The organism is Planococcus maitriensis, from assembly GCF_003289925.1.
Classification (GTDB): Bacteria; Bacillota; Bacilli; order Bacillales_A; family Planococcaceae; genus Planococcus; species Planococcus maitriensis.
In genome coordinates this window covers 74311-97444 of record NZ_QLZQ01000008.1, presented here as the reverse complement: position 1 = coordinate 97444, position 23134 = coordinate 74311, and the positions used below count along the sequence as shown (strand labels likewise).

24 protein-coding genes and 1 riboswitch are annotated in these 23134 nt (G+C 51.4%); of the genes, 6 read left to right on the top strand and 18 right to left on the bottom strand.

Translation table 11 applies throughout. From position 1 onward, the window contains the following. Positions 1 to 275: 275 nt before the first annotated feature. The 8 genes from DP119_RS14520 to DP119_RS14485 form a co-directional block, all read right to left on the bottom strand. Positions 276 to 662: an FxsA family protein gene (locus DP119_RS14520; protein ID WP_112233825.1), complete on the bottom strand. Its 387-nt coding sequence runs from the start codon at positions 660 to 662 to the stop codon at positions 276 to 278. Positions 663 to 686: 24 nt separating this feature from the next. Beyond that, positions 687 to 2447: a pyruvate kinase gene (gene pyk, locus DP119_RS14515; protein ID WP_112233824.1), complete on the bottom strand. Its 1761-nt coding sequence runs from the start codon at positions 2445 to 2447 to the stop codon at positions 687 to 689. A 22-nt stretch (positions 2448 to 2469) separates the two neighbouring features. Then, a complete protein-coding gene (pfkA, locus tag DP119_RS14510) occupies positions 2470 to 3429 on the bottom strand; it encodes a 6-phosphofructokinase (RefSeq protein ID WP_112233823.1) in 960 nt (319 codons plus the stop codon). 140 nt (positions 3430 to 3569) lie between these two features. Continuing rightward, positions 3570 to 4535, bottom strand: a complete 966-nt coding sequence (locus tag DP119_RS14505) for an acetyl-CoA carboxylase carboxyltransferase subunit alpha (protein ID WP_112233822.1) — start codon at positions 4533 to 4535, stop codon at positions 3570 to 3572. Further along, on the bottom strand, positions 4528 to 5400 hold the full coding sequence (gene accD, locus DP119_RS14500; RefSeq protein WP_112233821.1) for an acetyl-CoA carboxylase, carboxyltransferase subunit beta: 873 nt from the start codon (positions 5398 to 5400) through the stop codon (positions 4528 to 4530). Before accD ends, DP119_RS14505 begins: the two co-directional genes overlap by 8 nt. Further along, a complete protein-coding gene (locus tag DP119_RS14495; protein WP_112233820.1) occupies positions 5391 to 6032 on the bottom strand; it encodes a FadR/GntR family transcriptional regulator in 642 nt (213 codons plus the stop codon). The genes accD and DP119_RS14495 overlap by 10 nt, the downstream gene beginning before the upstream one ends. A gap of 161 nt (positions 6033 to 6193) precedes the next feature. Further along, a complete protein-coding gene (dnaE, locus tag DP119_RS14490) occupies positions 6194 to 9247 on the bottom strand; it encodes a DNA polymerase III subunit alpha (RefSeq protein ID WP_112233819.1) in 3054 nt (1017 codons plus the stop codon). A gap of 17 nt (positions 9248 to 9264) precedes the next feature. Then, a complete protein-coding gene (locus tag DP119_RS14485; RefSeq protein ID WP_112233818.1) occupies positions 9265 to 10206 on the bottom strand; it encodes a DHH family phosphoesterase in 942 nt (313 codons plus the stop codon). Between the two features lie 93 nt (positions 10207 to 10299). Between DP119_RS14485 and DP119_RS14480 the strand changes: the two genes are divergently transcribed. After that, positions 10300 to 10599 carry a YtpI family protein gene (locus DP119_RS14480; protein WP_068868864.1) on the top strand — a complete coding sequence of 100 codons (300 nt, stop codon included), beginning with the start codon at positions 10300 to 10302 and terminating at the stop codon, positions 10597 to 10599. A gap of 87 nt (positions 10600 to 10686) precedes the next feature. Here DP119_RS14480 and DP119_RS14475 read toward each other — a convergent pair whose 3' ends face one another. Together DP119_RS14475 and DP119_RS14470 are read right to left on the bottom strand one after the other, a co-directional pair. Next, entirely contained in the window at positions 10687 to 11994 is a 1308-nt protein-coding gene (locus tag DP119_RS14475; RefSeq protein WP_112233817.1) for a DRTGG domain-containing protein, read from the bottom strand. Positions 11995 to 12158: 164 nt separating this feature from the next. Next, positions 12159 to 12839 carry a metal-dependent hydrolase gene (locus tag DP119_RS14470; protein WP_112233816.1) on the bottom strand — a complete coding sequence of 227 codons (681 nt, stop codon included), beginning with the start codon at positions 12837 to 12839 and terminating at the stop codon, positions 12159 to 12161. A gap of 90 nt (positions 12840 to 12929) precedes the next feature. Here DP119_RS14470 and DP119_RS14465 point away from each other — a divergent pair, with 90 nt between their 5' ends. Continuing rightward, positions 12930 to 14027 carry a M24 family metallopeptidase gene (locus DP119_RS14465; protein ID WP_112233815.1) on the top strand — a complete coding sequence of 366 codons (1098 nt, stop codon included), beginning with the start codon at positions 12930 to 12932 and terminating at the stop codon, positions 14025 to 14027. Positions 14028 to 14086: 59 nt separating this feature from the next. Here DP119_RS14465 and ald read toward each other — a convergent pair whose 3' ends face one another. Further along, positions 14087 to 15202, bottom strand: coding sequence for an alanine dehydrogenase (gene ald / locus DP119_RS14460; protein ID WP_112233814.1), 1116 nt, complete (start codon positions 15200 to 15202; stop codon positions 14087 to 14089). A 299-nt stretch (positions 15203 to 15501) separates the two neighbouring features. Here ald and DP119_RS14455 point away from each other — a divergent pair, with 299 nt between their 5' ends. After that, a complete protein-coding gene (locus DP119_RS14455) occupies positions 15502 to 16002 on the top strand; it encodes a universal stress protein (RefSeq protein ID WP_112233813.1) in 501 nt (166 codons plus the stop codon). Between the two features lie 50 nt (positions 16003 to 16052). Here the strand turns inward: DP119_RS14455 and DP119_RS14450 are convergent, their stop codons facing one another. Next, positions 16053 to 16991: an NADP-dependent oxidoreductase gene (locus DP119_RS14450; protein ID WP_112233812.1), complete on the bottom strand. Its 939-nt coding sequence runs from the start codon at positions 16989 to 16991 to the stop codon at positions 16053 to 16055. A 105-nt stretch (positions 16992 to 17096) separates the two neighbouring features. After that, positions 17097 to 17140, top strand: a riboswitch (PreQ1 riboswitch). 8 nt (positions 17141 to 17148) lie between these two features. Here DP119_RS14450 and queC point away from each other — a divergent pair. The 3 genes from queC to queE are packed head-to-tail and all read left to right on the top strand — an operon-like array spanning position 17149 to position 18934. Continuing rightward, positions 17149 to 17811 (top strand): 7-cyano-7-deazaguanine synthase QueC, encoded by a 663-nt coding sequence (gene queC, locus DP119_RS14445; protein ID WP_112233811.1) that lies wholly within the window; start codon positions 17149 to 17151, stop codon positions 17809 to 17811. Continuing rightward, positions 17808 to 18230: a 6-carboxytetrahydropterin synthase QueD gene (queD, locus tag DP119_RS14440; protein ID WP_112233810.1), complete on the top strand. Its 423-nt coding sequence runs from the start codon at positions 17808 to 17810 to the stop codon at positions 18228 to 18230. The genes queC and queD overlap by 4 nt, the downstream gene beginning before the upstream one ends. Continuing rightward, positions 18227 to 18934 carry a 7-carboxy-7-deazaguanine synthase QueE gene (gene queE / locus DP119_RS14435; RefSeq protein ID WP_112233809.1) on the top strand — a complete coding sequence of 236 codons (708 nt, stop codon included), beginning with the start codon at positions 18227 to 18229 and terminating at the stop codon, positions 18932 to 18934. The genes queD and queE overlap by 4 nt, the downstream gene beginning before the upstream one ends. Before the next feature lie 82 nt (positions 18935 to 19016). On the opposite strand, the gene DP119_RS14430 is transcribed toward queE, so the two are convergent. From DP119_RS14430 to sppA, 6 genes are all read right to left on the bottom strand, one after another. Beyond that, positions 19017 to 19346: a zinc ribbon domain-containing protein YjdM gene (locus tag DP119_RS14430; protein WP_112233808.1), complete on the bottom strand. Its 330-nt coding sequence runs from the start codon at positions 19344 to 19346 to the stop codon at positions 19017 to 19019. 90 nt (positions 19347 to 19436) lie between these two features. After that, complete coding sequence (locus tag DP119_RS14425; protein ID WP_112233807.1) at positions 19437 to 19856, bottom strand: universal stress protein; 420 nt, start codon at positions 19854 to 19856, stop codon at positions 19437 to 19439. Between the two features lie 125 nt (positions 19857 to 19981). Next, on the bottom strand, positions 19982 to 20902 hold the full coding sequence (locus DP119_RS14420; RefSeq protein ID WP_112233806.1) for a class I SAM-dependent methyltransferase: 921 nt from the start codon (positions 20900 to 20902) through the stop codon (positions 19982 to 19984). Positions 20903 to 20954: 52 nt separating this feature from the next. Then, complete coding sequence (tpx, locus tag DP119_RS14415) at positions 20955 to 21461, bottom strand: thiol peroxidase (protein ID WP_112233805.1); 507 nt, start codon at positions 21459 to 21461, stop codon at positions 20955 to 20957. A 36-nt stretch (positions 21462 to 21497) separates the two neighbouring features. Continuing rightward, complete coding sequence (locus DP119_RS14410) at positions 21498 to 22067, bottom strand: RDD family protein (RefSeq protein WP_112233804.1); 570 nt, start codon at positions 22065 to 22067, stop codon at positions 21498 to 21500. A gap of 14 nt (positions 22068 to 22081) precedes the next feature. Next, positions 22082 to 23092 (bottom strand): signal peptide peptidase SppA, encoded by a 1011-nt coding sequence (sppA, locus tag DP119_RS14405; protein ID WP_112233832.1) that lies wholly within the window; start codon positions 23090 to 23092, stop codon positions 22082 to 22084. Positions 23093 to 23134: the final 42 nt, after the last annotated feature.

Below are 23134 nucleotides of genomic sequence, written 5' to 3'. Positions count from 1 at the left end.
TAGCCGACGTATGTAAGGGTATCATCGATGATCGAACTGATCGCCGATTGTGTTGCGACTACACCTTCTAAACCTTTTGATGATGTCATGTAAATCTCTCCTTCTACATTCTACTTCATCATTCCAAAAAAAAAACAGAACAATGAGCCATCTGCTTTCATGCACTTTTCCGTAAATGGACTTACCTAGTCATTATAATCAACTTTGTACAATTTGTGAATGAAAACGCTTGGTAAAATTTAAAAACGATTGCCTAATGATGAATGAACCCGGAATTATCCTACGATAATCCGGGTATTTTTCATCTTCTTTTGAAGCATCCGGTAAACGAACGGCTTGTAGAGCTTCTGCGTCGGGCCGAACAACAAGCTGAACCCGACTGCATCCGAAATGAACCCTGGCGTCAGCAGCAAAGTGCCGCCGACCAAAATAAAGGCTGCGCCGATCAGGCGGTCGCCCGGAGGCTGCATCTGGCTCATGCTCGACTGGATGTCCCGTATCGCTTTAAGCCCTTGGCGTTTTGCCAAGTAGGCACCGAGCAGCCCTGTCGCGACAATCAACGCGAGCGTCCAGAAAAATCCGATCTGTCCGCCTGCCCAGATCAATATCGCAAGCTCTAGAGTCGGTACGATCACCAATGCCAGGAAAATCCACTTCATCATAGTCAATCGACCTCCAAATTTTCTTTACAACACGCTTGCATGGCCGTGGTAAATGACACCTGCATCCGCATCGATCGTGATTTCCTGGCCCGATTCCACTTTTGTCACCGCATCTTTGACGCCGACAATCACCGGGATGCCAAGGCTCAGCCCAACTACCGCAGCGTGGCTTGTCAAGCCGCCTTCTTCGGTCACGATGCCAGCGCAGTTATTGATGGCGTCCATCATATCGCGGTCCGTGCCGTACGTGACGATGATCTTTCCTTCAGTATCCATCGCCAATGCCTCTTCGGCGTTGCGCACGACAACAGCTTCGCCGAAGCCGACGCTCTTGCCGATGCCTTGCCCTTTCGCCAGGATATCACCGATGACGCGCAACTTCATCAAGTTGGTCGTGCCAGCTTCACCGACTGGAACGCCCGCTGTGATGATGACAAGGTCGCCGTGCTTGATCAATCCGTGCTTCAGTGCTTCTTCCACTGCCACTTCAAGCATTTCATCCGTCGATTCGACGCGTGTTCCGACAATCGGCTGCACGCCCCAGATCAATGTCAGTTTACGCGCAGTGCGGGCGGTCGATGTCACCGCGATGACAGGTGAACCCGGGCGGTACTTGGAAATCATTTTTGCCGTATGGCCGCTTTCAGTCGGCGCAAGAATTGCCTGCACGCGCAAGTTAAGTGCCGTGTATGCGACTGCCTGGCCGATCGCTTCTGTCATGTTCGACTCTTTTTCCTTGCGGCGGTTGGAAACGATTTGTTTATGGTTGAGCGCAGCTTCAGTCGTTTCAGCGATGCGGTGCATCGTTTCGACCGACTCTACCGGGTAAAGCCCCGCGGCCGTTTCACCTGATAGCATGATCGCATCCGTGCCGTCAAAAATGGCGTTCGCTACATCGCTTGCTTCTGCACGGGTCGGGCGCGGGTTGCGCTGCATGGAATCGAGCATCTGGGTCGCTGTAATGACCGGCTTCCCTGCGCTATTGCATTTGTCGATCATCGACTTCTGAACGATCGGCACTTCTTCAGCAGGAATTTCCACCCCAAGGTCACCGCGTGCAACCATCAAGCCGTCTGAAACCATGATGATTTCATCCAAATTGTCGACGCCTTCCTGGTTCTCGATTTTCGGGATGATTTGGATGTGAGATCCGCCGTTTTTCTCCAGCAGGCTGCGGATTTCCATAACGTCTGAACGTCTGCGGACAAATGAAGCTGCGACAAAATCGACATCTTGGTCAATCCCGAACAAGAGGTCAGCTGCGTCTTTTTCAGTGATTCCCGGCAATTGAACCGAAACGCCTGGAACGTTGACGCCTTTTTTCGTTTTCAGCGTGCCGGCATTTTCAACGATGGTATGGATCTGGCCGCGTTCTTTATCGATGCTTGTAACGCGCAATTCGATCAAGCCATCATCCAGCAGAATCATCGAGCCTTCATGGACATCTTCAATCAATTTATCGTAAGTGATCGAGAACATCTCTTTCGTGCCGAGCACTTCTGTCATGGAAATCGTGATTTCCTGATCGGTTTCGAGTTCGATGGAATCGTTCTCCATTTTATGGGTTCTGATTTCGGGGCCTTTCGTATCCAATAGAATCCCCACTGTGATACCTGTCTTTTCGGAAGCTTCGCGGATGCGCTTGATGCGCAAGGCGTGCTCCTCATGGTCGCCATGCGAGAAGTTCAAACGGGCGACATTCATGCCCGCTTTCATCAATTGTTCTAATACTTCCGGTGATTCACTTGCCGGCCCGATGGTGCAGACGATTTTCGTTTTTCTCAATAGACTCACTCCAATTAGCTGTTTAAATTGATAATTCTTTAGAAAGCTTGTACAAACTCATATCGGCATCGTGCTCTTTTTCGAACGCCGTTGTCATATCATAGTCTATCACCTGATGATTTTTCATGCCAATTGCCAAGCCGCCTTTTCCTTCCATCAGCACTTCCACTGCACGTGCGCCGAACAGGCTGCCGAGCACACGGTCGCGGGCAGTCGGCGAGCCGCCGCGCTGGATGTGCCCAAGGACCGAGACGCGTGTTTCCACATTGGTCTTGTCCGCAATCAAATCGGCCAGCTCCCCGCCGCTCATGACGCCTTCCGCAACGATGATGATGCTGTGTTTCTTGCCGCGCTTGCGGCCGCTTTCGAGACGTTCGAGCATGTCATCGATGTCAAACGGGTCTTCAGGGATGAGAATGGTCTCGGCGCCGCCTGCCAGGCCAGCCCATAAGGCCAAGTCGCCTGCATCTCTGCCCATCACTTCGACGATGAATGTCCGCTCATGGCTGGTCGCCGTGTCACGGATTTTATCGATCGCTTCGATGACGGTATTCAGCGCCGTATCAAAACCGATCGTATAATCCGTTCCCGGGATGTCATTGTCGATCGTTCCGGGAACCCCGACACTCGGGAACCCCTTTTTGGTCAAAGCCATGGCACCGCGGTATGAACCGTCTCCGCCGATGACCACCAAGCCCTCGAGCCCTTTTTTCTTCATCTGCTCGATCGCTTTCCATTGCCCTTCGTCAGTGCGGAATTCGTCGCAGCGGGCGGAATAGAGCTTTGTCCCGCCGCGCTGGATGATGTCGCCTACGTCCCCTGCCTGCAAGTCTTCGATGTTTCCTTCGATCAAGCCTTGATAGCCATAATAGACACCAGCCACTTCAACGCCATGGTAGATGGCTTTCCGGACGACAGCCCGTACTGCCGCGTTCATACCCGGGGAATCGCCGCCGCTTGTCAATACTCCAATTTTCTTCACCAGAACCGCCTCCTGCACTTCCTTTTTACTTTATTCACCTTACCACGTAGGGCCTGCGCTGTCAGTCCATAACTCCTGTGCCGCATGCGTTTTTTGCTTAAATTGAAAATATAAAAAGGCCGCTCTTCGCGGCCTGGTTTTTATTCTGAAAAAACACCGATTGCCCGGAATTTCTCATAGCGTTGTGAAATCAATTGTTCTGTGCTCATGCCTTCCAATTCCTTTAGTGAATAGCGGATGGCGCCGCTGATCAATTGTGCCTGGCGGGCTGTATCGTGATGTGCGCCTCCGCGGACTTCAGGGATCATATGCTCGATGATGCCCATTTCCAATAGATCGGGCGCCGTGATCTTCATGGCTTCTGCAGCAGTTTTGGCAAGTGCTGCGTCTTTCCAGAGAATCGATGCGGCCCCTTCTGGCGAAATGACCGAGAATGTCGAGTTTTCAAGCATCAAAATCTGGTTGCCGACGCCAAGCGCAAGCGCCCCGCCGCTTCCGCCCTCACCGATGACGATCGACAGCACCGGTACTTCAAGGCCGGCCATCTCTACAAGGTTGCGGGCGATTGCTTCGCTTTGCCCACGTTCTTCCGCAGCCTTTCCTGGATAGGCGCCTTTGGTATCGATCAGGCAAATGACCGGGCGGCCGAATTTCTCCGCCTGCTTCATCAAGCGCAATGCTTTGCGGTAGCCTTCAGGATGCGGCATCCCGAAATTGCGGCGGACGTTTTCTTTCGTATCCTTGCCGCGCTGATGCCCGATGATCGTTACCGGTTGCCCTTCAAAACTCCCGATACCGCCGATGATCGCCTCGTCGTCGCCATAGACGCGGTCCCCGTGCAGTTCGATAAAGTCCCTGAAGATGAGCGGCAGATAATCCAATGTCGTCGGCCGTTCAGGATGGCGCGCCACCTGTACACGGTCCCACGGTTTCATGTTCTCATAGATTTCCTCTTCGAGCTTGGCGAAACGCTGTTCCAACGAAGAGATTTCGGAACTGAGATCGACATCCGCTGTCTTTGTATATTCCTTCAGCTCAGAAATCTTCTTTCTCAGCTCAATCAATGGCTCTTCAAACGCCATCGTCTTCATTTTCTTTTTAGACATCGGATCCAGCCCCTTTCACATGCAATTGAACGATGGTCGACAGCGTCTCGCGCATTTTAGAACGATGCACGACCGCATCGAGTTGGCCATGGGCAAGGAGGAATTCCGCTGTCTGGAAGTCTTCCGGCAATTTCTCGCGCACTGTCTGTTCGATGACGCGGCGCCCGGCAAATCCGATCAAAGCTTTCGGCTCCGCCAAGTTGATGTCACCGACAGAAGCAAAGCTCGCGGACACGCCGCCGGTTGTCGGATGCGTCAAGATCGAGACGAACAGCAAGCCTTCATTCGAGTGGCGCTTTAACGCAACACTGGTTTTCGCCATCTGCATAAGCGACAAAACGCCTTCTTGCATACGCGCTCCACCGCTCGCCGTGAAGATCAAAAATGGCACTTTCAATTTGGTGGCCAATTCGACGGCACGGGTGATTTTCTCGCCCACGACAGAGCCCATCGAGCCCATGCGGAAATGCGAATCCATGACGGCCACGACCACTTGCTGGCCTTTGATCGACCCGGTGCCTGTCAGCACCGCCTCGTTCAAGCCGGTCTTTTCGCTGTCGGCCTGGACTTTTTCGCTATAGCCCGGAAAATTCAGCGGGTTTTCCGATTTCAAATGATCGTCTACCGATTCAAAGCTAGAATCGTCCATAAGATGGACAATTCGTTCACGGGCCGTCATCTTGAAATGGTGGTCGCATTTCGGGCAGACTTTGCCCAAATTCTCCAGTTCCTTCGTCAAGGTGATGTGCTTGCAGTTCGGGCATTTCGTCATTAAGCCCTCCGGCACATCTTTTGCCGCTTTGGACGGTATTGTCGCTTCTTTTTCATCTCGTTTTCGCTTGAATATATCGCGTATCATTGCCATTGTGCATTCTCTCCTTTGATTAAGACGCTGCTCCAGGCTTTGAAATCCCGGATGGCTGTTTCGGCATCCTGTTGTTCGATTGCCTGCAGGATATTTTTCAGCAGGTTTTTCTCTTCCGGCTTTACTTCGCCATCATACGGATTGCCCCCGTATTGCTTTAATAAGAACCAAATCTTCAGCGATAGGCGATTGCCTGAAAGCACCATCAATTCGCGTACGAAGTCTTCCCTGATGAACTCATGCCCCTCGAGCCGCTCCCGCAAACTTTCCCATACCGGAAGTTTCGCGGCATCGCTTGCGCAGATGGCCTGGATTGCTGCGGTTTCGTGAATACACATCGTCACCCGTACATCTTCGAGCGTTTTATTGTCCTGCAGTATGAAGGTCGCCAGTAATTCGACAAGCCGGTGTTTTCTTGGATCGGCTAAAAATGTCCCTTCCCCGCGGCGGGTTTCGATAAGCCCCAGCAATTCCAGGCTACGGAGCGCCTCACGGATCGTCGAACGCCCGACCGCCAGCTTTTCAGCCAACTCCCGTTCCGATGGGATACGGTCGCCTGGCCGGATGTCCTGTTCCCGAATCATGTCCCGCATTTCACTTACAATATTTAAATAGCGCTTTGGCTGATTCATGAAAACTCCTTTTGTTTCCATTTTTTTGAAAGTGGTCTGACCACTAATCTTTCTATACCTTACAAAAAATTTCGGCTGCCGTAAAGAAAAAACTGCATTTCTTTTTAAGAAATGCAGTCCGTTGTCGATTCTCTTATTTGAATGTGGTTCATTCCCTTCCATCACAAGATGGACTTGCAGATGATGGTCGTCTTTCCTTGACGCGTTTCGGCTGTTCCTTGGATTTCGAGCAGTGCGTCTTTATCGAGCATTTCGTTGTACTGCGCATACTCTTTTGGGAACAATGTAACCGACGCCACTCCTGTTTCATCCTGTAAAGCGACAAAAGCCATCGCATCGCCTTTTTTCGTGCGGATGCGCCTCACATCTTCCACCAGCCCGAGCACTTCCACACGTTCGCGGTCTTTTTTCTTCGGCAGGTCGTTGAGTGCCATATAAGCTTTTTTTCGTTGCTCTTTTTCCCGTTCCACGGGATGGGTACTCAAATAAAAGCCGAGCGCTTCTTTCTCGAAGTCGAGCTTGAGCCCATCCGGCATCGGTTCGGCTTTGGTGTATTTCGGTTTCATGAAGCTAGATCCCACGTCATCGAACAAGCCGGGGTCTTCATTCGGCTTCACCAATTCCGCATGTTTGATCGCGCTGTCAAGCGACGCGAGCAGCACAGCCCGGTCTTTTCCGAGAGTGTCCAGTGCCCCAGCTTTGATGAGCGGCTCGAAAGCCTTGCGGGTGAAATGCACGGCAGATATCCGTTCAGCAATATTGAACAGGCTTTGGAAAGGCCCGTCCTTTCTTGCTGAGAGAATGGCTTTGACGGCGGTGCCGGGAACGCCTTTCACTGCGCTTAGCCCCGTGCGTACCTGTTGTTCTTCCGATGAAAAACCGTAACGGCTCTTCGCGATGCACGGTGCGGCAAGCGTTATCCCGCGTTCTTTCATTTCACGCATGAACTGTGCCGTCTTCTCGTTATTCCCTTGGCTATTCGACAACAAGGCGGCATAAAATTGAACGGGATAATGGGCTTTCATATAGGCCAGTTGATAAGAAATCATGCTGTAGGCGACTGCATGGCTTTTCGGGAAGCCGTAATCGGCAAAACGCACGATCAAGTCATAGACGTCTCCCGCTTCTTTTGCAGTATAGCCTTTCGCCGTGGCGCCGCCGACGAAATGCTGCCGCTCCTCGTCAAGGATTTGGCGATTCTTTTTACTGACCGCACGGCGCAATAGATCGGCCTCGCCTAAGCTGAAGCCCGCCATTTCCGCGGCGATTTTCATGATCTGCTCCTGATAGACGATGACACCATAGGTCTCCGATAAAATCGGTTCCAGCACCGGATGGATATAGGCAACCGCCTCTTCGCCGTGCTTGCGCCGCGCATAAAGCGGGATGAATTCCATCGGGCCTGGGCGATACAGGGCATTGACCGCGACAATATCACCGAACGCACTCGGTTTGATGAGCATCAAAGCGCGCCGCATGCCCGGTGATTCCAGCTGGAAAATGCCCGCTGTATCGCCTTTTGCCAGTAAGCGATAAGTTTCTTTATCGTCGAGCGGCAAGCTGCGGTAATCAATCGTCAAATTCCGGTCGCGTTTCAGCATATGCGCCATGTTTTCCAGAATCGTCAAATTACGCAATCCGAGAAAGTCCATTTTCAATAAGCCGATCGCTTCAAGTTCCTGCATCGGCCATTGGGTGATGAAAATATCATCATTGCCTTTTTCGATCGGAACGTAATCCACCAAGGGGCCCGGGCTCAAAATTACGCCCGCTGCGTGAATCGACGAATTGCGGGGCAGGCCTTCCAGCTTCAGCGCCGTCTTGAACCAACGCTCACGGGTTTCATTGCCGATGATCCAATCCTCCAGCGCTTTTGATTCGCGAAGCGCCTCGCGCAAGGTGATGCCCGGCCGGCTCGGGATGAGTTTGGAGATCTTGTCGAGCTCTTCTGCTTCAAAGCCGAATACCCTCGCCGTGTCTCTCGCAACCGCTTTTGTGGATAAAGTGCCGAATGTGATGATTTGTGCCGTCTGCAAGGCGCCGTATTTTTTCGCGACGTATTCGACGACTTCATGGCGTCGGTGGTCCGCGAAGTCGATGTCAATATCGGGCAAGGTGACACGCTCGGGATTCAGGAAGCGCTCGAATAATAACCCGTGGGCGAGTGGGTCGACATCCGTAATGCGCAGTGCGAAAGCGACAAGCGAACCGGCAGAAGACCCACGGCCCGGGCCGGTCATGATGCCCCTTTTCCTGGCGTAGGCCATGAAATCGGAAACGATGAGGAAATAATCGATATAGCCCATGGCCGAAATGACGCCAAGTTCGTAATCGAGCCTGTCCGAATAGCTTTGTTCCAATTTCCCGACACGTTCTTCAAGCCCTTTTTGGCAAAGCGCGCGGATTACTTCACTTTTGTCGCTGCCTTCCCTCACTGGATATTTCGGCAGCAATTGCCGGTTCAACGGGATGGTGACACGGCAGTTCATTAGCAATGCACGGCTTTGTTCCAGCCATTCCGGATGGTCCGAAAACCATTCCGCTAATTGTGCTTGGGTCGGTACGAATGCCGCTGAATGTCCGGGTTGCGGGCGTTCAGGGTCGCTTAATTTGTAGCCTTCCCCGATTGCCCTTGCCACTTCATAAGCAAAGGCATCTTCTTGTTTCACATAACGGCATTCATGGCTTGCCATGAATTTGAGGCCGTATGTCGAGCAGAATTCGATAAATGCTTCCTCGGTCTTCTGCACCGCCCCCCCAGGCCGTTCGATGCTGGCAAATAACCGCCCCCCGAATAAACGGGATAGGATGCCGAGCGCTTCGCTGCGGTCTGTCAGCACCCACGCTGCATTATCGGGAATCACGCATAGCAAGCCTTCTTGATAAGCTGCCAGCCATTTTTGCGGGATGGCTTCCACATCACGAGTCGATAAGGCACTCGTCAACTTCAATAACATTTGGTAGCCGGTGTTGTTCTGTGCATACAGCACCACAGGCAATGCGGCACCGCCAAAGTCGATTGGCACTGAAAGGCCGAGCACCCCGTGGATGCCGGCCTTTCTGCAGGCGTCCCAGAATGGCAGGACGCCATATAACTTGGAATTTACTAAGGCTGCCGCGCTGGCGCCTTGTTTAGTGAGAACTGCAAACAGTTCTTCGAGGCGAATCGTGCTTTGCAGCGGATCAGCCGCCGTCACGATATGCGGGTAGACCATTTCAACACCTTCTTTCCTTATGCCTTCGCGCAAATTTCCTCCAGGCGGCGGATGACCCGGTCTGCCTCATCCCAGGAATAGGCGACCGCACCAGATGCCATCGGATGCCCGCCTCCCCCGAATTCTTTTGCCAGCATATTGATGACTGGCCCTTTTGAACGCAGCCGGACGCGTATTTCAGAATCTTCTTCTATTAGAATGACCCAGGCTTTAATGCCTTTAACATTGCCGAGCGAGCCGACCAATAAGGACGTATCTGTCGGAGTGACACCGAATTTCGCCAAAATGTCCCGGGTGATTTTAACATAGGCGGCGCCGTTTTCATCTATTTGGAAATTCTGGTACATATACCCTTGCAGATGAAGCAATTTCCGGTCCATCTCGTACATGCCGTTATGGAGCTCGTTACGGTCGAAATCATACTTGATCAATTCGCCTGCCACGTCGAATGTCTTCTGCGTGGTACTCGGAAACAGGAAGCGGCCGGTATCGCCGATGATCCCCGCATAGAGCAACCTGGCACCCGCATCGGGCATGGCCCAGTTTTCTTCCGCTTGCCCGTATGTAAATAATTCGTAGATCATTTCAGAAGAAGAACTCGCTTTAGTGTCCACTTGGCAAATGTCCCCGTAATCATCATCATTCGGATGATGGTCGATTTTCACCAGTTTCGCCCCGCTGTGGTAGCGCTGGTCGTCGATGCGGTCCGTATTGGCGGTATCCGTTACAATCACCAATGCCCCTTTGAAATCCGCATCTTCGACAGTATCCGGAAAATCGAGGAAATCCATCGTGTAATCGTGTTCTCCCGCGGCAAGCACGCGCTTGGTCGGGTAATTGTGGCTCAGTATGTATTTCAGGCCGATCTGGGATCCGTATGCATCCGGGTCGGGACGTACGTGACGGTGGATGATGATTGTATCGAATTGTTTAATTGTGTCGATGATTTGACTATACATTGCTTCAATCCTCCAGTGGCCAGGGAAATCCATTCGCATTTTCTCACCATCCCCATTACAATGGAGATAGATTTGCATAACAGGAGGTTCCCCATGCTCATATTCGTATTTTTGATTATCATTTCTGCAGTATTTTATCTGTATTATAAAACGAAACAGATCCGCACACGTCTTCCGGTGCGTAAAAACTGGTACGCCAGCCGCGCCCAGATTGCGCTCGGCAGCTTCATCGCCTTTTTCGGCATCAACCAGCTGTTCGTTTTCCAAACTGTCGTCACTTACATCATTGCCGGCATCTTCATTGTTCTTGGCTTGGCGCTGATCGTCCATAATTTCAAGGCGAATCGCCATTACCAAGCGTTTCTTGACGAAGAAACCCGCCTGAACCCATAAAACAGCCCCTCCCTTGCGGAGAGGTTGTTTTTTTTTTGCATTTTTTAGCGCAGGCATCGGATCTCTACACAGCCAAGCTGGCGCTTATCAACGGTCGAGCAATTGGAAGGTCAGCATCGACTTGCCGATCACTTGCTGTTCATATAATACTTCGACATCGACTTTCGCTGATTTCCGGCTAATGTCCAGGATTGTCGGGCGAATAAGCAATGCTGCATCCAACTGCACCGGTTTCAGGAAATAGACGGTAATGTTTTCCAGCACGCTGTCTTTGCGGTTTTTTGTCTTAAGTGCCGTCGCTGCTGCTTCTGTCAGCACCATCGTGTAAGCTCCGTATGACAGCGAGCCATACGCATTGGTCATTTGGGGCGTGACGCGGAACTCCAGGCTGAGCTCGTCTTCCTGCACCAGATTCAATTGGCTTTTGATGATGTCATCGATCGTTTCGCCTTGCTGCGGCTGGCGCTGTGCTGTCTGGATCGCTTTCAGCACGTCCTGGCGGCTGATGATGCCCATCAAATTATGATGGTCATCGGTGATCGGCAGCAAGTCGATACCTTCCCAGATCATCCGGTGCCCTGCTGCTGCGACGCTCGTCTGCAGCGACACAGTGATGGGGTCTTTAGTCATCACTTTATCGATCGTTTCCGTATCTGACGCGCCAATGACATCCCGCGAAGTGACGATCCCGACCAGCCGGCCGTTGCTGTCGACAACCGGGAATCCGCCGTGCGTCGTTTCATTATTCAGCTCGTTATAGCGGCTGATTGGGTCTTTTATGTGGAGGAAATGAGTGTTTTCCAGCGGAATCAAGATATCTTCGATGAGCAAGATCTCTTTTTTGATCAATTGGTCGTAAATCGCCCGGTTGATCATCGTGGCTACTGTAAAAGTATCGTAGCTGGTCGAGATGACCGGCAATTCCAGCTCATCGGCCAGTTTCTTCACTTGATCGGATGCATCGAAGCCCCCTGTCACGAGGACGGCCGCCCCTGCCTGCAGGGCATATTCATGGGCTTTGTAGCGGTTACCGACAATTAGCAGGTTGCCTGCTTCCGTATAGCGCATCATGTCTTCGAGCTGCATCGCCCCGATGACGAATTTGTTCAATGATTTATGGAGACCTGCCCGGCCGCCGAGCACTTGGCCATCGACAACTTTGACGATTTCCGCATAGGTCAGGCGTTCGATATTCTCCTTTTTCTTGCGCTCGATACGGATGGTGCCGACCCGTTCAATCGTCGAGACCAGCCGCTTGTTTTCGGCTTCCTTGATGGCCCGGTAAGCCGTGCCTTCTGATACTTGAAGCTCCTTGGCAATCCGGCGGACGGAGATTTTCTCCCCAACAGCCAAAGTCTCGATATAATCCAAAATCTGTTCGTGTTTCGTAGCCATTATTTCACCAATCTTTCTGCTATCCTCTATCCCTTAGTTTATCATAATCCGAATGGAAGTCGACAATCCGGCGGCAGCCTTTAAAAGCAGGGCTTGGCTCGAGGCAATAAAAAACAGGCAAGGGGGATTGTTGTCCTCCCTTGCCTGTTTTCTGTTAATGGAATTTATAAATCGATGCTGTCTCCGGGCTCCATGATCTTGACTTCCGCCTGCTTGACAGCCTGCTTGAATTGTTCCGGGTCCTGCTTGATCGGCGGGAAGGTGTTGTAGTGGATTGGCACCGCCGTCTTCGGATTAATGAGTTCTACGGCGTAAGCTGCATCTTCGGGGCCCATCGTGAAGAAATCGCCAATCGGGACAAACGCCAAGTCAATCGAGTGGCGCTTGCCAATGATTTCCATGTCGCCGAACACTTCGGTATCCCCAGCATGATACACCGTCTTTCCTTCCGCTTCAAAGAGAATCCCAGCCGGCATGCCGCCGTAGATGACTTCACCGTCCTCTGCCGTATAGGACGAGCTATGGAACGCTTTCGTGAATTTCACTTTACCGAACTCGAACTCTTTGGCGCCCCCAAGGTTCATGCCGACTGCATCCAAGCCTTGCCCGCTCAGGTAATTCGCCAGTTCGACCGGCGCCACGACGACCGCTCCGCTTGATTTTGCTATGTCCACTGTATCGCCGACATGGTCGTTATGCGCATGCGTCAGCAGGATCGCATCCGGTTTTTCTTCACTTGCCGCCAAGTCCGTCAATCCATTTCCGGTAATGAATGGGTCGATAAGGATCGTTTTGCCCCCGGTCTGGATTTTCACAACCGAATGCCCGTGATATGAGATTTTCATGATATCCCTCCAATAGAGTTTTGGCTCCTTGCTTTCTGCTGTTTTATACCCTGATTTTTGATATGCTACACATGAAGGGGAGGAATACATATGGACAAATTGACCAACTTACAACGTTATTTGAAACAGCAGAAAATGGATGCGGCGCTCATTACCGACCCGCATAACATCTTCTATTTGACGGGTTTCAATAGTGACCCGAAAGAACGGCTGCTTGCCGTCATGGTATTCGCTGAGGCTGAACCGTTCCTGATTTGCCCGGCAATGGAAGCGCCGGATGCCAAAGCGGCCGGATGGACGGGCGAAATTGCGGGCCACGCCGATACGCAGGACGCGATGCAAGTGCTGTATGAAACGGCAGCCAATCGCAATCAGCCGATGGAGCGTATCGCTATCGAGAAGGCTCATATGAATGTCGAGCGCTATGATGCGATCAATCATTTTTTCCAGTCGCCGGAAATCCACTCGATCGATGCCCAGATGAATGCCATGCGGGTCATCAAAGACGAAGCAGAACTCGACATCCTGCGCCACGCGGCATCTCTTGCGGATTATGCCATCGAAGTCGCAGCCGAGGTGATGCAGGAAGGGATGACGGAAATCGAATTGATGACCGAGATCGAGACGGCGCTGAAAAAACGCGGCATCACCCATATGTCTTTCGATACTACCGTCCTGACAGGGCCAAAAGCTGCTTCTCCTCACGGAAAAACGGGGCAACGAAAAATTTCCCGGGGCGACCTTGTACTGATGGACCTCGGCGTTATTTACAAGGGTTATTGCTCGGACATTACCCGTACACTGGCTTTCGGCGAACCGAGCGAACAGGCAAAAGAAGTATACGAAATCGTCAAGCGCTCCGAGCAAGCGGCACTTGATGCAGTGCGTCCCGGCGTCACCGCGGCTGAACTTGACAGGATTTCCCGCAAGGTCATTGAAGACGCGGGATACGGGGAATATTTCACACATCGCCTTGGCCATGGCCTTGGGATTTCCGTCCATGAATTCCCGTCGATCCACGGAGGCAATGATATGCCGCTCGAGGCGGGCATGGTATTCACGATTGAACCCGGCATATATGTCACGGATCAGGTCGGCGTACGCATCGAAGACGACCTGGCCGTCACCGCAGATGGCTATGAAGTGCTGACCAAGTATCCTAAAGAATTGACGATCATTAACCGATAAAAAAAGAGCTGTCCCGGAAATCCGTATGAGGGATTTTCCAGGACAGCTCTTTTCCATTGTTATTGAAGCAATTCGTCTACCGATTTGTATTCGAGGCCTTGATCGTCAGCTACAGCTTTATACGTTACATAGCCGTCCATCGTGTTGACGCCTTTTTTCAATGCCTCGTTTTCAAGAACCGCTTGCTTAAGCCCTTTATTGGCGATTTGCACTGCGTAAGGGACCGTCACATTCGTCAAGCCGATCGTCGACGTGCGTGGGACTGCGCCCGGCATGTTCGCAACGGCATAATGAACGACATCATGTTTCACATACGTCGGTGCATCATGAGTGGTGATGCGGTCGCTTGTCTCGAAGATGCCGCCTTGGTCGATGGCGATGTCGACAACGACAGAACCTGGCTTCATTGATTTGATCATGTCTTCAGTGATCAATTTCGGCGCTTTCGCTCCCGGAATCAATACCGCCCCGATGACCAGATCCGATTTTTCGACCGATTGCGCGATATTCAGCGGGTTCGAAATCAATGTTTGCACATCTTTGCCGAACAGGTCGTCCAATTGGCGCAGGCGTTCTGGGTTCAGGTCAAGGATCGTAACATCAGCGCCCATCCCGACCGCCACTTTCGCAGCATTCGTTCCGGCTACACCGCCGCCCACGATTGTCACTTTACCGCGTGAAACGCCAGGGATGCCGCCGAGCAGGATGCCGCCGCCACCGTGGATTTTCTCCAGGAACTGTGCACCGATCTGTGTCGACATGCGGCCTGCCACTTCGCTCATCGGCGTAAGGAGCGGCAAGGAGTTGTTCGGAAGTTGGACCGTTTCGTAAGCAACACCCGTCACTTTCGACTCGAGCAAAGCATTGGTCAATTCCACTTCCGGCGCTAAATGCAAGTAAGTGAATAGCACTTGGCCTTCACGGAAATGCTTGTACTCGCTAGCTACCGGTTCTTTTACTTTCATGACCATGTCCTGTGCCCAAGCTTGGTCAGCATCGGCCACGATTGTAGCTCCTGCAGCTTCGTAATCGGCATCCGTAAAGCCCGATCCGAGCCCCGCACCAGCTTGGATGAAAACTTCATGGCCGTAAAGTGCCAAGTTCACTACTCCCGCCGGCGTCATCGCCACACGGTTTTCATTGTTCTTAACTTCTGTAGGTACCCCAATACGCATTACAAAACCCTCCATTTATTGTGTCTGAAATAATAAAATGAACGAAACTATCAGTATTTGAAACCAAATCCATTCTAACAGATATTGTTTGATATTGCTCTTTTATTTTGTCTTTTCAAAAGTTATTTTTTAACTTGCCAAAATGCGGCAGAAAAGCCTTTGCGGAAAGAACGAAAGATATACCGGAATAGTGAAAGGAAAAGAAATAATAAATAAATCGATAAATTTCACCCTTTTAAGGAGGAACACTTTGCCTATGCCTCGAAAGATACAAGTATAGACAAAGGAGGAATGTACAGATGACATTAAAGTATAATCAAATCATGGTAGCTGTCGACGGATCGAAAGAAGCGGAGTGGGCTTTTAAAAAGTCCATCGGCATCGCAACCCGGAACCATGCGACGCTGAATTTGGTGAACGTGATCGATACCCGTTCGTTCGCCGCAATCGAAGCTTACGACCGTTCGATTGCCGACCGTGCCCAGAAATTCGCTGAAGACTTACTCGGGGACTATAAAAAAGAAGCTGAAGCCGGCGGTGTTGAAAAGGTCAATATCGTGGTCGATTACGGCTCCCCTAAAACGATGATTCCCCGCGAGCTGGCTGAACGAGTCGAAGCCGACTTGATCGTCTGTGGTGCGACCGGTTTGAATGCAGTCGAACGTTTCCTCATCGGCAGTGTTTCAGAGCATATCGTCCGTTCCTCTAAATGCGACGTGCTTGTCGTCCGTACAGATGAAGCGCAAAGTGATGCACCAGACGATTATTATTCCGAAGAACGTTCCGGAAAACCTGAATGACAAACATAAAAGCACGCGGCTTCCATCCAAGCCGTGTGCTTTTTCTATGTCTATTCCTTCACTTTGATGACAATTTTTCCTCTGGCATGGTGGGATTCGCTTAGCTCGTGCGCATCCCGCATCCCTTCCTCCGTCAGCGGATAGATACGGCCGACTTCCGGCTTCACTTCCCCGCTGACAAACAAATCGGCCAACTTCTTCAATTGTTGCCCGTCAGGCTCCAACCAGAAACTGCTGACATGGATACCGAGCTTCTCCGCTTTTTCCTCATCAGGCTGTCCGGCGATGCTGACAAGTTTGCCGCCCCGTTTCAAGACTCCATAACTTTTTTCGAGTGTCTCTCCACCCATCGTATCCAATACAAAATCGAAATCCTCCAGCACATCCGCAAAATCCTCCTCGCGGTAATCGATGACGTGGTTCGCACCGAGAGAAGTGACGAGTTCGTCATTTTTATCGCTCGCTGTCGTCGCTACATAGCAGCCGATACTGTTGGCGATCTGGATCGCCATGCTGCCGACGCCGCCAGCCCCTGCATGGATCAGGACTTTATCGCCTTTCTTGATATGTCCGATTTCCACCAGGCATTGCCATGCAGTTAGCCCTGTCAATGGAATCGCTGCGCCTTCTTCAAAACCCATGCTTTCCGGCATGCGGGCGAGCAGATTCTCATCTACAGGGACGAATTCTGCATATGTCCCTTGCCGTGTGGTGGCCGGACGCGCAAAAACCCGGTCGCCTGGATGATAATGTTTAACCTCATCGCCTACTTCCTTGACGACTCCTGCCACATCCCATCCGAGAATGATCGGGAATTCCCATGGCAGCATTTCTTTCAAATAGCCTTCCCTCAGCTTCCAATCAATCGGGTTGACTGAAGTCGCATGGACTTCCACCAACACTTGATGCGCTGAAATGGCCGGCGTTTCCACTTCACGTTCTTTCAATTGCTCCTTGCCCCCGTACTGGTCAATGACAATCGCTTTCATCTGCACCTACTCCTCCCTTTTACCACTTGTATACCCTGACGCCCTTCCACTACACATGAAAAAGCCCAGGAACTTGCCTGATTATGCTATTATGGTAACTGTTTCATCAAAGAGGTTCGCAAACTCCCTCTCTAAAAAACTAAGGAGCTGTATTTAAATGAAAAATGAAAAAGCAGTCGTTGTCTTCAGCGGTGGGCAAGACAGTACTACTTGCCTATTTTGGGCGCTCGGAGAATTCAGCGAAGTGCTCGCCGTCACTTTCGATTACGGCCAGCGCCATGCGCAGGAAATCGGCCACGCAAGACGCATCGCCGAGACGCTCGGCGTATCGCTTCAAGTGCTCGATATGGGGCTTATCAACCAATTATCCGCAAATGCCTTGACGCGCAAATCGATTGATGTCGAAGAGCAAGAGGACGGCCCGCCTTCCACTTTCGTTCCCGGACGCAATTTATTGTTCCTGTCTTTTGCGGCGATTTACGCCGATGCATTCGGCGCCCGCCATCTCGTGACCGGCGTCAGCGAGACGGATTTCAGCGGTTATCCGGATTGCCGGGATACCTTCATCCGGTCGCTCAATGTCACGCTCAACTTATCGATGGACAAGCAATTCGTCATCCATACGCCGCTCATGTGGCTCGATAAAGCGGGGGTTTGGGAACTGTCCGACAAACTCGGCGCATTCGAATTCGTCCAGAACGAAACTTTGACCTGCTACCACGGCATTCCGGCAGCAGGCTGCGGCACATGCCCGGCCTGCGCCTTGCGCAACGAAGGCTTGCAGACTTACCTTTCCAAAAAAGAAGGTGCAAAGTCTTGATGCAGCAATTCTACCCTTCCGTTCCACATTCCTATAGCTTTGAATTGAACAAAGATATGCATTTTTCCGCTGCGCATTATATCCCGGCCGATGAAGCCGGAAAATGCGCAGAAATGCATGGCCATACTTACCATTTGAATATCACGATTGCCGGCGACCAATTGAACGGCATCGGTTTTCTTATCGACTTCAAGCAATTGAAAGACTTGATCCATAAACGCTATGACCATAGCGTATTGAATGACCATCCGGAATTCACAGAGACTTTTCCGACGACCGAGCAGCTGGCACAGCAAGTACATAAGCTGATCCAGGACGCGCTCGACCGTTCGGAAAACCAACCGAAATGCATCCAAGTCATCGTCCGGGAAACCCCGACAAGCTATGTCATCTACCGGCCGAAAGGAGTGTCTTCATGAAGATCCCAGTGATGGAAGTATTCGGCCCGACCATCCAAGGCGAAGGCATGGTCATGGGACAGAAGACGATGTTCGTCCGGACCGCCGGCTGCGATTATTCCTGTTCATGGTGCGATTCCAAGTTCACTTGGGACGGCACCGGGAAAAGCGTCATGATGGCCGCAGGCGAAATTGCCCGGCAGCTCGAGGAGCTCGGAAAAGGCGCTTTTTCACATGTCACCATCTCCGGAGGCAACCCGGCACTGCACAAAGGCATCGCGGAACTGGTCGCATTATGCCAAGAAAAAGGTTGGCGCACCGCTGTCGAAACACAAGGCAGCATCTGGCAGGATTGGCTTTCGGAAATCGATGAAGTCACCGTCTCCCCGAAGCCCCCGAGCTCTGGCATGATTCTGGACTATTCCAAGCTCGATGCGATGCTCGGCAGGCTGTCATCGGCTCAAGCCAGCCTGAAAGTCGTCGTTTTCGATGAAGCGGATTTCTTTTTCGCAGAACAGCTCCACCTGCGCTATCCGTCATTCCCGTTCTTTTTGCAAGTCGGCAATGACGACACGCAGACGACCGAAGACGAGAAACTGGTACAGCATCTACTTGGGCGCTATCAATGGCTGATCGACAGGCATTTGGCTTCCGCCCCTCTTAACGACGCCAAAGTGCTGCCGCAGCTGCATACACTGTTATGGGGCAATAAACGCGGCGTTTGAAGAGCCGCAAAACAAAACCGGCCATCCGCCCATAATAGGCGGATGGCCGGTTTTTTATTTTTGCGTGCCCGAACTTAAGGAATCAGGCTTTTTTCACGAATTCCGATTTCAGCTGCATCGCGCCGAAGCCATCGATCTTGCAATCGATATTATGGTCTCCTTCAACGAGACGGATGCTTTTGACTTTCGTGCCGATTTTCAAGGGATTGGAACTGCCTTTCACTTTCAAATCCTTGATGACCGTAACAGCATCTCCGTCCTGCAGGATGTTTCCGACGGCATCGCGCACCACTTCTTCTTCCGGCTGTTCGGCAGGGTTCCATTCATATGCACACTCGGGGCAAACCATCATTCCTGCGTCTTCATACGTATACTCAGAACCGCATTTCGGGCAATTCGGCAACTCATTCATTTCATTGTCATCTCCTAAAATTCACGATGCGTTATGCACCGATAGATCTTCTTAGTATATCAAATCGCCACGTGCTGTGATGGGCCGGTTTCATCTGACCACAAGGACCGGGCATTCTGCATGATTGACGGCTTTATGGCTGACGCTGCCGAGCATCACTTCACGGATCGGCGACAACCCGCGGCTGCCGATGACAAGCAGGTCGTATTGCTTGTCTTTCGTCATCTGCACGATTGCCGGTCCGGGTATGCCATGCAGCACTTCGACATGATGGAATATTTTCTCCCTGTCGAGCATTTCGGTTACCGGCTGGATTTTTTTCCGCCTTGCCAAATCGAATTCCATCGCCGAAGCATCGTGGATCACTTCATTCTCATCTTCCTTGTAATCGGAGACATAAACGACCGTCACTTCCGCCCCTTCAACCAGGCTTGCAATCTTTACCGCTTCCCTTGCCGCGCGGATTGAGTTTTCCGAACCATCGACAGCCAACAAAATTTGCTGATACATATTCCCACTCCTTTCAAACTGATCATGATCTTCTCTCTTTACGCTATTCGCCATTTCCCCGAAAGTTCCTGCCTTTTTTCGGAAACGAAAAAGCCGGCCCTATGCAATAGGACCGGCTTGTGCCATTATTTATTCTCTTTGAACCATCCATTGACCTGCGTGAAGAATTTCGCCATCGTTTCCGGCTTCGACATATTCGGGACGCGCGCTAGGAGCACTTCCTTCGGCGCTTTCAAGCCGTCCTTTTTCTTCTGCAAAACCAAGATGGCTTTTGCGTGCTGGGCATTTTTGAAGATATTCTCCGGCAGTTCCATCACGGCCTGTATATGTGCCTGGTGTTTCAGGAAGCTATGCAATTGGCCGGCAAGTGGCGATTCGAAAATGTTCCGTGGAATGACAAAGAACAAATAGCCGCCTTCTTTCGTATGCTTCAAGGATTGCTCGATGAACAGGTGATGGGCATAGGACATGCCTTCGTCCGCTTTCAGCTCATAATTCGATGCAGTGGCTTCGTCCGGGTAATAACCGACAGGCAAATCGGAAACGACGCAGTCGACCGGGTCGATCAATAGCGGCTGCAGCGCGTCCTGCAAATAAAACGTCACTGGCTGTTCAATCAAGTTGCCGATATTCGAAGCGAGGCGAATCAAGAGATCATCCAGTTCCACAGCGGTCCCGCTCATGCGGCCATCCAAATAATTCATCACCGTAAACAGCAGGTTCCCTGTGCCCGCTGCCGGGTCAAGAACCGTCGCTTGCTGCTCCTTGACGAATAGTTCCACTAGATAGCCGATCAACAGGCCCAGGGCATCGGGCGTCATTTGGTGATGGGGCTGGACATGCTCTTTCATGCCTTTCAAAATCGCCAATTGAATCGCTTTTCGCATATCTTCTTTTGTACCGCCTTCAGCAATAGTCAATTGCCCGTCCAGCCAGCGCTCAGTCGTCGTAAGCAGGCTTTCGAGATAGGAAGTTTCTTCCTGTTTTTGGATCGACACGGTTTCATTGTCGATTGCCGTAAAGATGCTTTCCATTGATGAATTCATAAATCTCCGTCCTCAATAAGGAAACCCACTCGGCTAGAGTGGGTTCCTGGTATTAGTTTGTCAGCTCTTTTACCGCTGCGAGTGCTTTGTCGTAATCCGGGTGATCGGTGCCTTCTGCTACATATTCCACATACGTCACTTTTCCGTCTTTGTCGACAACGAAAATGGAACGTGCCAATAAACGCAGCTCCTGCATCGTCAAGCCGTAAGCTTCACCGAATGAAAGATCGCGGTGGTCGGACAGCGTCGTGATCGAGTCCACCCCATTGATCTCTGTCCAGCGCTTCTGCGCAAATGGCAAGTCACAGGAAACCGTCAGTACTTCGACGTCTTCTCCAAGTGAAGCTGCTTCTTCGCTGAAACGTTTCGTCTGATCGGAACATACTCCTGTATCTAGCGACGGGACGACACTGATCAACAGCACTTTGCCTTTGAAATCGCTAAGTGTCTTCGGTTCCAGGCTGTTCGATAGCACCGTGAAATCCGGTGCCGCATCGCCCACTTTCACTTCATTTCCTGGCAATGTTACAGGGTTTTGCTTGAATGTGATTTGTACCAAATTGCAACGCCTCCCTTTCAGATTACCTTTATCATACTAAATGCTTTCACTCTCTTGCAACCGAGACCCTTCCAGGCGTTTTCTCGCCATCTGCTGTTTGCGGTAGGATTCCTCGTGGACGACGGTCGTATCCGCGATGAAATCATGCACCCCTTGTTTCAAAGGGGTGAACCCGACAATCCAATACAGGGGCAGGATCGTCACCGAGATAAAACGGCCGATCCATTCGCGGAACAATAACGTGGGCCATGATAAGCGATCCGTTTTCAGCGAAACGACGCGCAGCCCGAAAATCATCTTGCCGATTGTCTGCGAGAAGAACTTGGTCATCAGGACAAAGTAGCCGTAAAAAACGATAGCTGTCAGGATCGCGTATGGCGCATACCATACGCTCTCTGAGGTCTCCCATCCGAATAGCGCAAACAATGGGCGTATCAAAATAGAAGACACTGCCGAAATCACCAGGAGATCGATTAAATAAGCCCAGAAGCGCATCCAAAATCCTGCCGGCTTGCGTTCATAGAAAAGAACCGTATCGTTTTCCGGCCGGACCGGCGGAGGTGCAGCCTCCCGCTCCGCCGCATCATTATTGACGTGATCAGTCATGCTTCTCCACCTCCTTAGTTTTCACCGTATAGATACATCATGCGCGGCCCGCTGTTTTGGGACAGCATATCCGAGATGAACTTCGTTTCCATATCCATGCCGAAGAATGAGCCTGCCTTCATCGCGAAGAGTGAAGCCCAGTCGTCACCGGCACCGTATTCGAACACTTCACCGTCGGCTAGATCGAAATCATCGCGCATCGCCTGGATGACGTCTTCCGCAAATCCGAAATCATCGGCAAGGTTCGCCTCGACTGCCTGGCGTCCATTCATGATGCGCCCGTCTGCGTATTCTTTCACTTCTTCTTCTGTCATATCACGGCCTTCCTCGATAACATCGACGAACTCTTCATAGGAACTGTCGAGCATGTCCTGCAAGAGTGCCCGTTCTTCATCGGTCATTTCACGCGTCGGGCTCATGATGTCTTTGTATGGCCCTGATTTGATGGTGACGAAATCCACCCCGTAGCGATCTGCCAATTCGCCGTAATTGACGCTTTGCATGATGACGCCGATCGATCCTGTCAAGGTTTCTTCGCTGACGAAAATCTTTTCAGCCGGAGCGGCAATATAATAACCGCCTGATGCAGCCATTGCGCCCATCGAGACATAAAGCGGCTTTCCGGTTTCTTCCTGGATTTCCTTGATCTTATCGTGGATCTGAGCGGACTCGACCACGCCTCCGCCAGGGGAATTGACTTGCAGGACAATGCCTTTGACGCTGCTGTCTTCCTTAACGGCTTGCAATTGCTCCATGAACAAATCATGGTTATAGCCGGCAGCCGCAAAAACGGAAGCTTCGCCTGTGTCCTGTATCGCCCCGTCCACGTTCAGCACGGCAATGCGGTTGGAGGCATCGCCTGGCTCAAGTACTTGTTCGCTCAAAGCCGTCTGTTCCATGCCTGTCCAATCGTCAAAGCCGGCAGTGAAATCCGACTGCAGCACTGAAAAGGCTGAGTTAATGACTAGGGATATCACCAGCAATGCAGCAGCGGCAAGCAAGGCAATCCATCGTTTTGTGTTCATCATGTTTCAGTTCCCTCCTTAAGTATTCCATTCAACTATACG

Bases quoted from the DNA above. Each gene is read 5' to 3' on its own strand.
- DP119_RS14520 (WP_112233825.1), bottom strand. From the start codon at position 662: ATGATGAAGTGGATTTTCCTGGCATTGGTGATCGTACCGACTCTAGAG.
- DP119_RS14505 (WP_112233822.1), bottom strand. From the start codon at position 4,535: ATGTCTAAAAAGAAAATGAAGACGATGGCGTTTGAAGAGCCATTGATT.
- accD (WP_112233821.1), bottom strand. From the start codon at position 5,400: ATGGCAATGATACGCGATATATTCAAGCGAAAACGAGATGAAAAAGAA.
- DP119_RS14495 (WP_112233820.1), bottom strand. From the start codon at position 6,032: ATGAATCAGCCAAAGCGCTATTTAAATATTGTAAGTGAAATGCGGGAC.
- dnaE (WP_112233819.1), bottom strand. From the start codon at position 9,247: ATGGTCTACCCGCATATCGTGACGGCGGCTGATCCGCTGCAAAGCACG.
- DP119_RS14485 (WP_112233818.1), bottom strand. From the start codon at position 10,206: ATGTATAGTCAAATCATCGACACAATTAAACAATTCGATACAATCATC.
- DP119_RS14480 (WP_068868864.1), top strand. From the start codon at position 10,300: ATGCTCATATTCGTATTTTTGATTATCATTTCTGCAGTATTTTATCTG.
- DP119_RS14475 (WP_112233817.1), bottom strand. From the start codon at position 11,994: ATGGCTACGAAACACGAACAGATTTTGGATTATATCGAGACTTTGGCT.
- DP119_RS14470 (WP_112233816.1), bottom strand. From the start codon at position 12,839: ATGAAAATCTCATATCACGGGCATTCGGTTGTGAAAATCCAGACCGGG.
- DP119_RS14465 (WP_112233815.1), top strand. From the start codon at position 12,930: ATGGACAAATTGACCAACTTACAACGTTATTTGAAACAGCAGAAAATG.
- ald (WP_112233814.1), bottom strand. From the start codon at position 15,202: ATGCGTATTGGGGTACCTACAGAAGTTAAGAACAATGAAAACCGTGTG.
- DP119_RS14455 (WP_112233813.1), top strand. From the start codon at position 15,502: ATGACATTAAAGTATAATCAAATCATGGTAGCTGTCGACGGATCGAAA.
- DP119_RS14450 (WP_112233812.1), bottom strand. From the start codon at position 16,991: ATGAAAGCGATTGTCATTGACCAGTACGGGGGCAAGGAGCAATTGAAA.
- queC (WP_112233811.1), top strand. From the start codon at position 17,149: ATGAAAAATGAAAAAGCAGTCGTTGTCTTCAGCGGTGGGCAAGACAGT.
- queE (WP_112233809.1), top strand. From the start codon at position 18,227: ATGAAGATCCCAGTGATGGAAGTATTCGGCCCGACCATCCAAGGCGAA.
- DP119_RS14430 (WP_112233808.1), bottom strand. From the start codon at position 19,346: ATGAATGAGTTGCCGAATTGCCCGAAATGCGGTTCTGAGTATACGTAT.
- DP119_RS14425 (WP_112233807.1), bottom strand. From the start codon at position 19,856: ATGTATCAGCAAATTTTGTTGGCTGTCGATGGTTCGGAAAACTCAATC.
- DP119_RS14420 (WP_112233806.1), bottom strand. From the start codon at position 20,902: ATGAATTCATCAATGGAAAGCATCTTTACGGCAATCGACAATGAAACC.
- DP119_RS14410 (WP_112233804.1), bottom strand. From the start codon at position 22,067: ATGACTGATCACGTCAATAATGATGCGGCGGAGCGGGAGGCTGCACCT.
- sppA (WP_112233832.1), bottom strand. From the start codon at position 23,092: ATGAACACAAAACGATGGATTGCCTTGCTTGCCGCTGCTGCATTGCTG.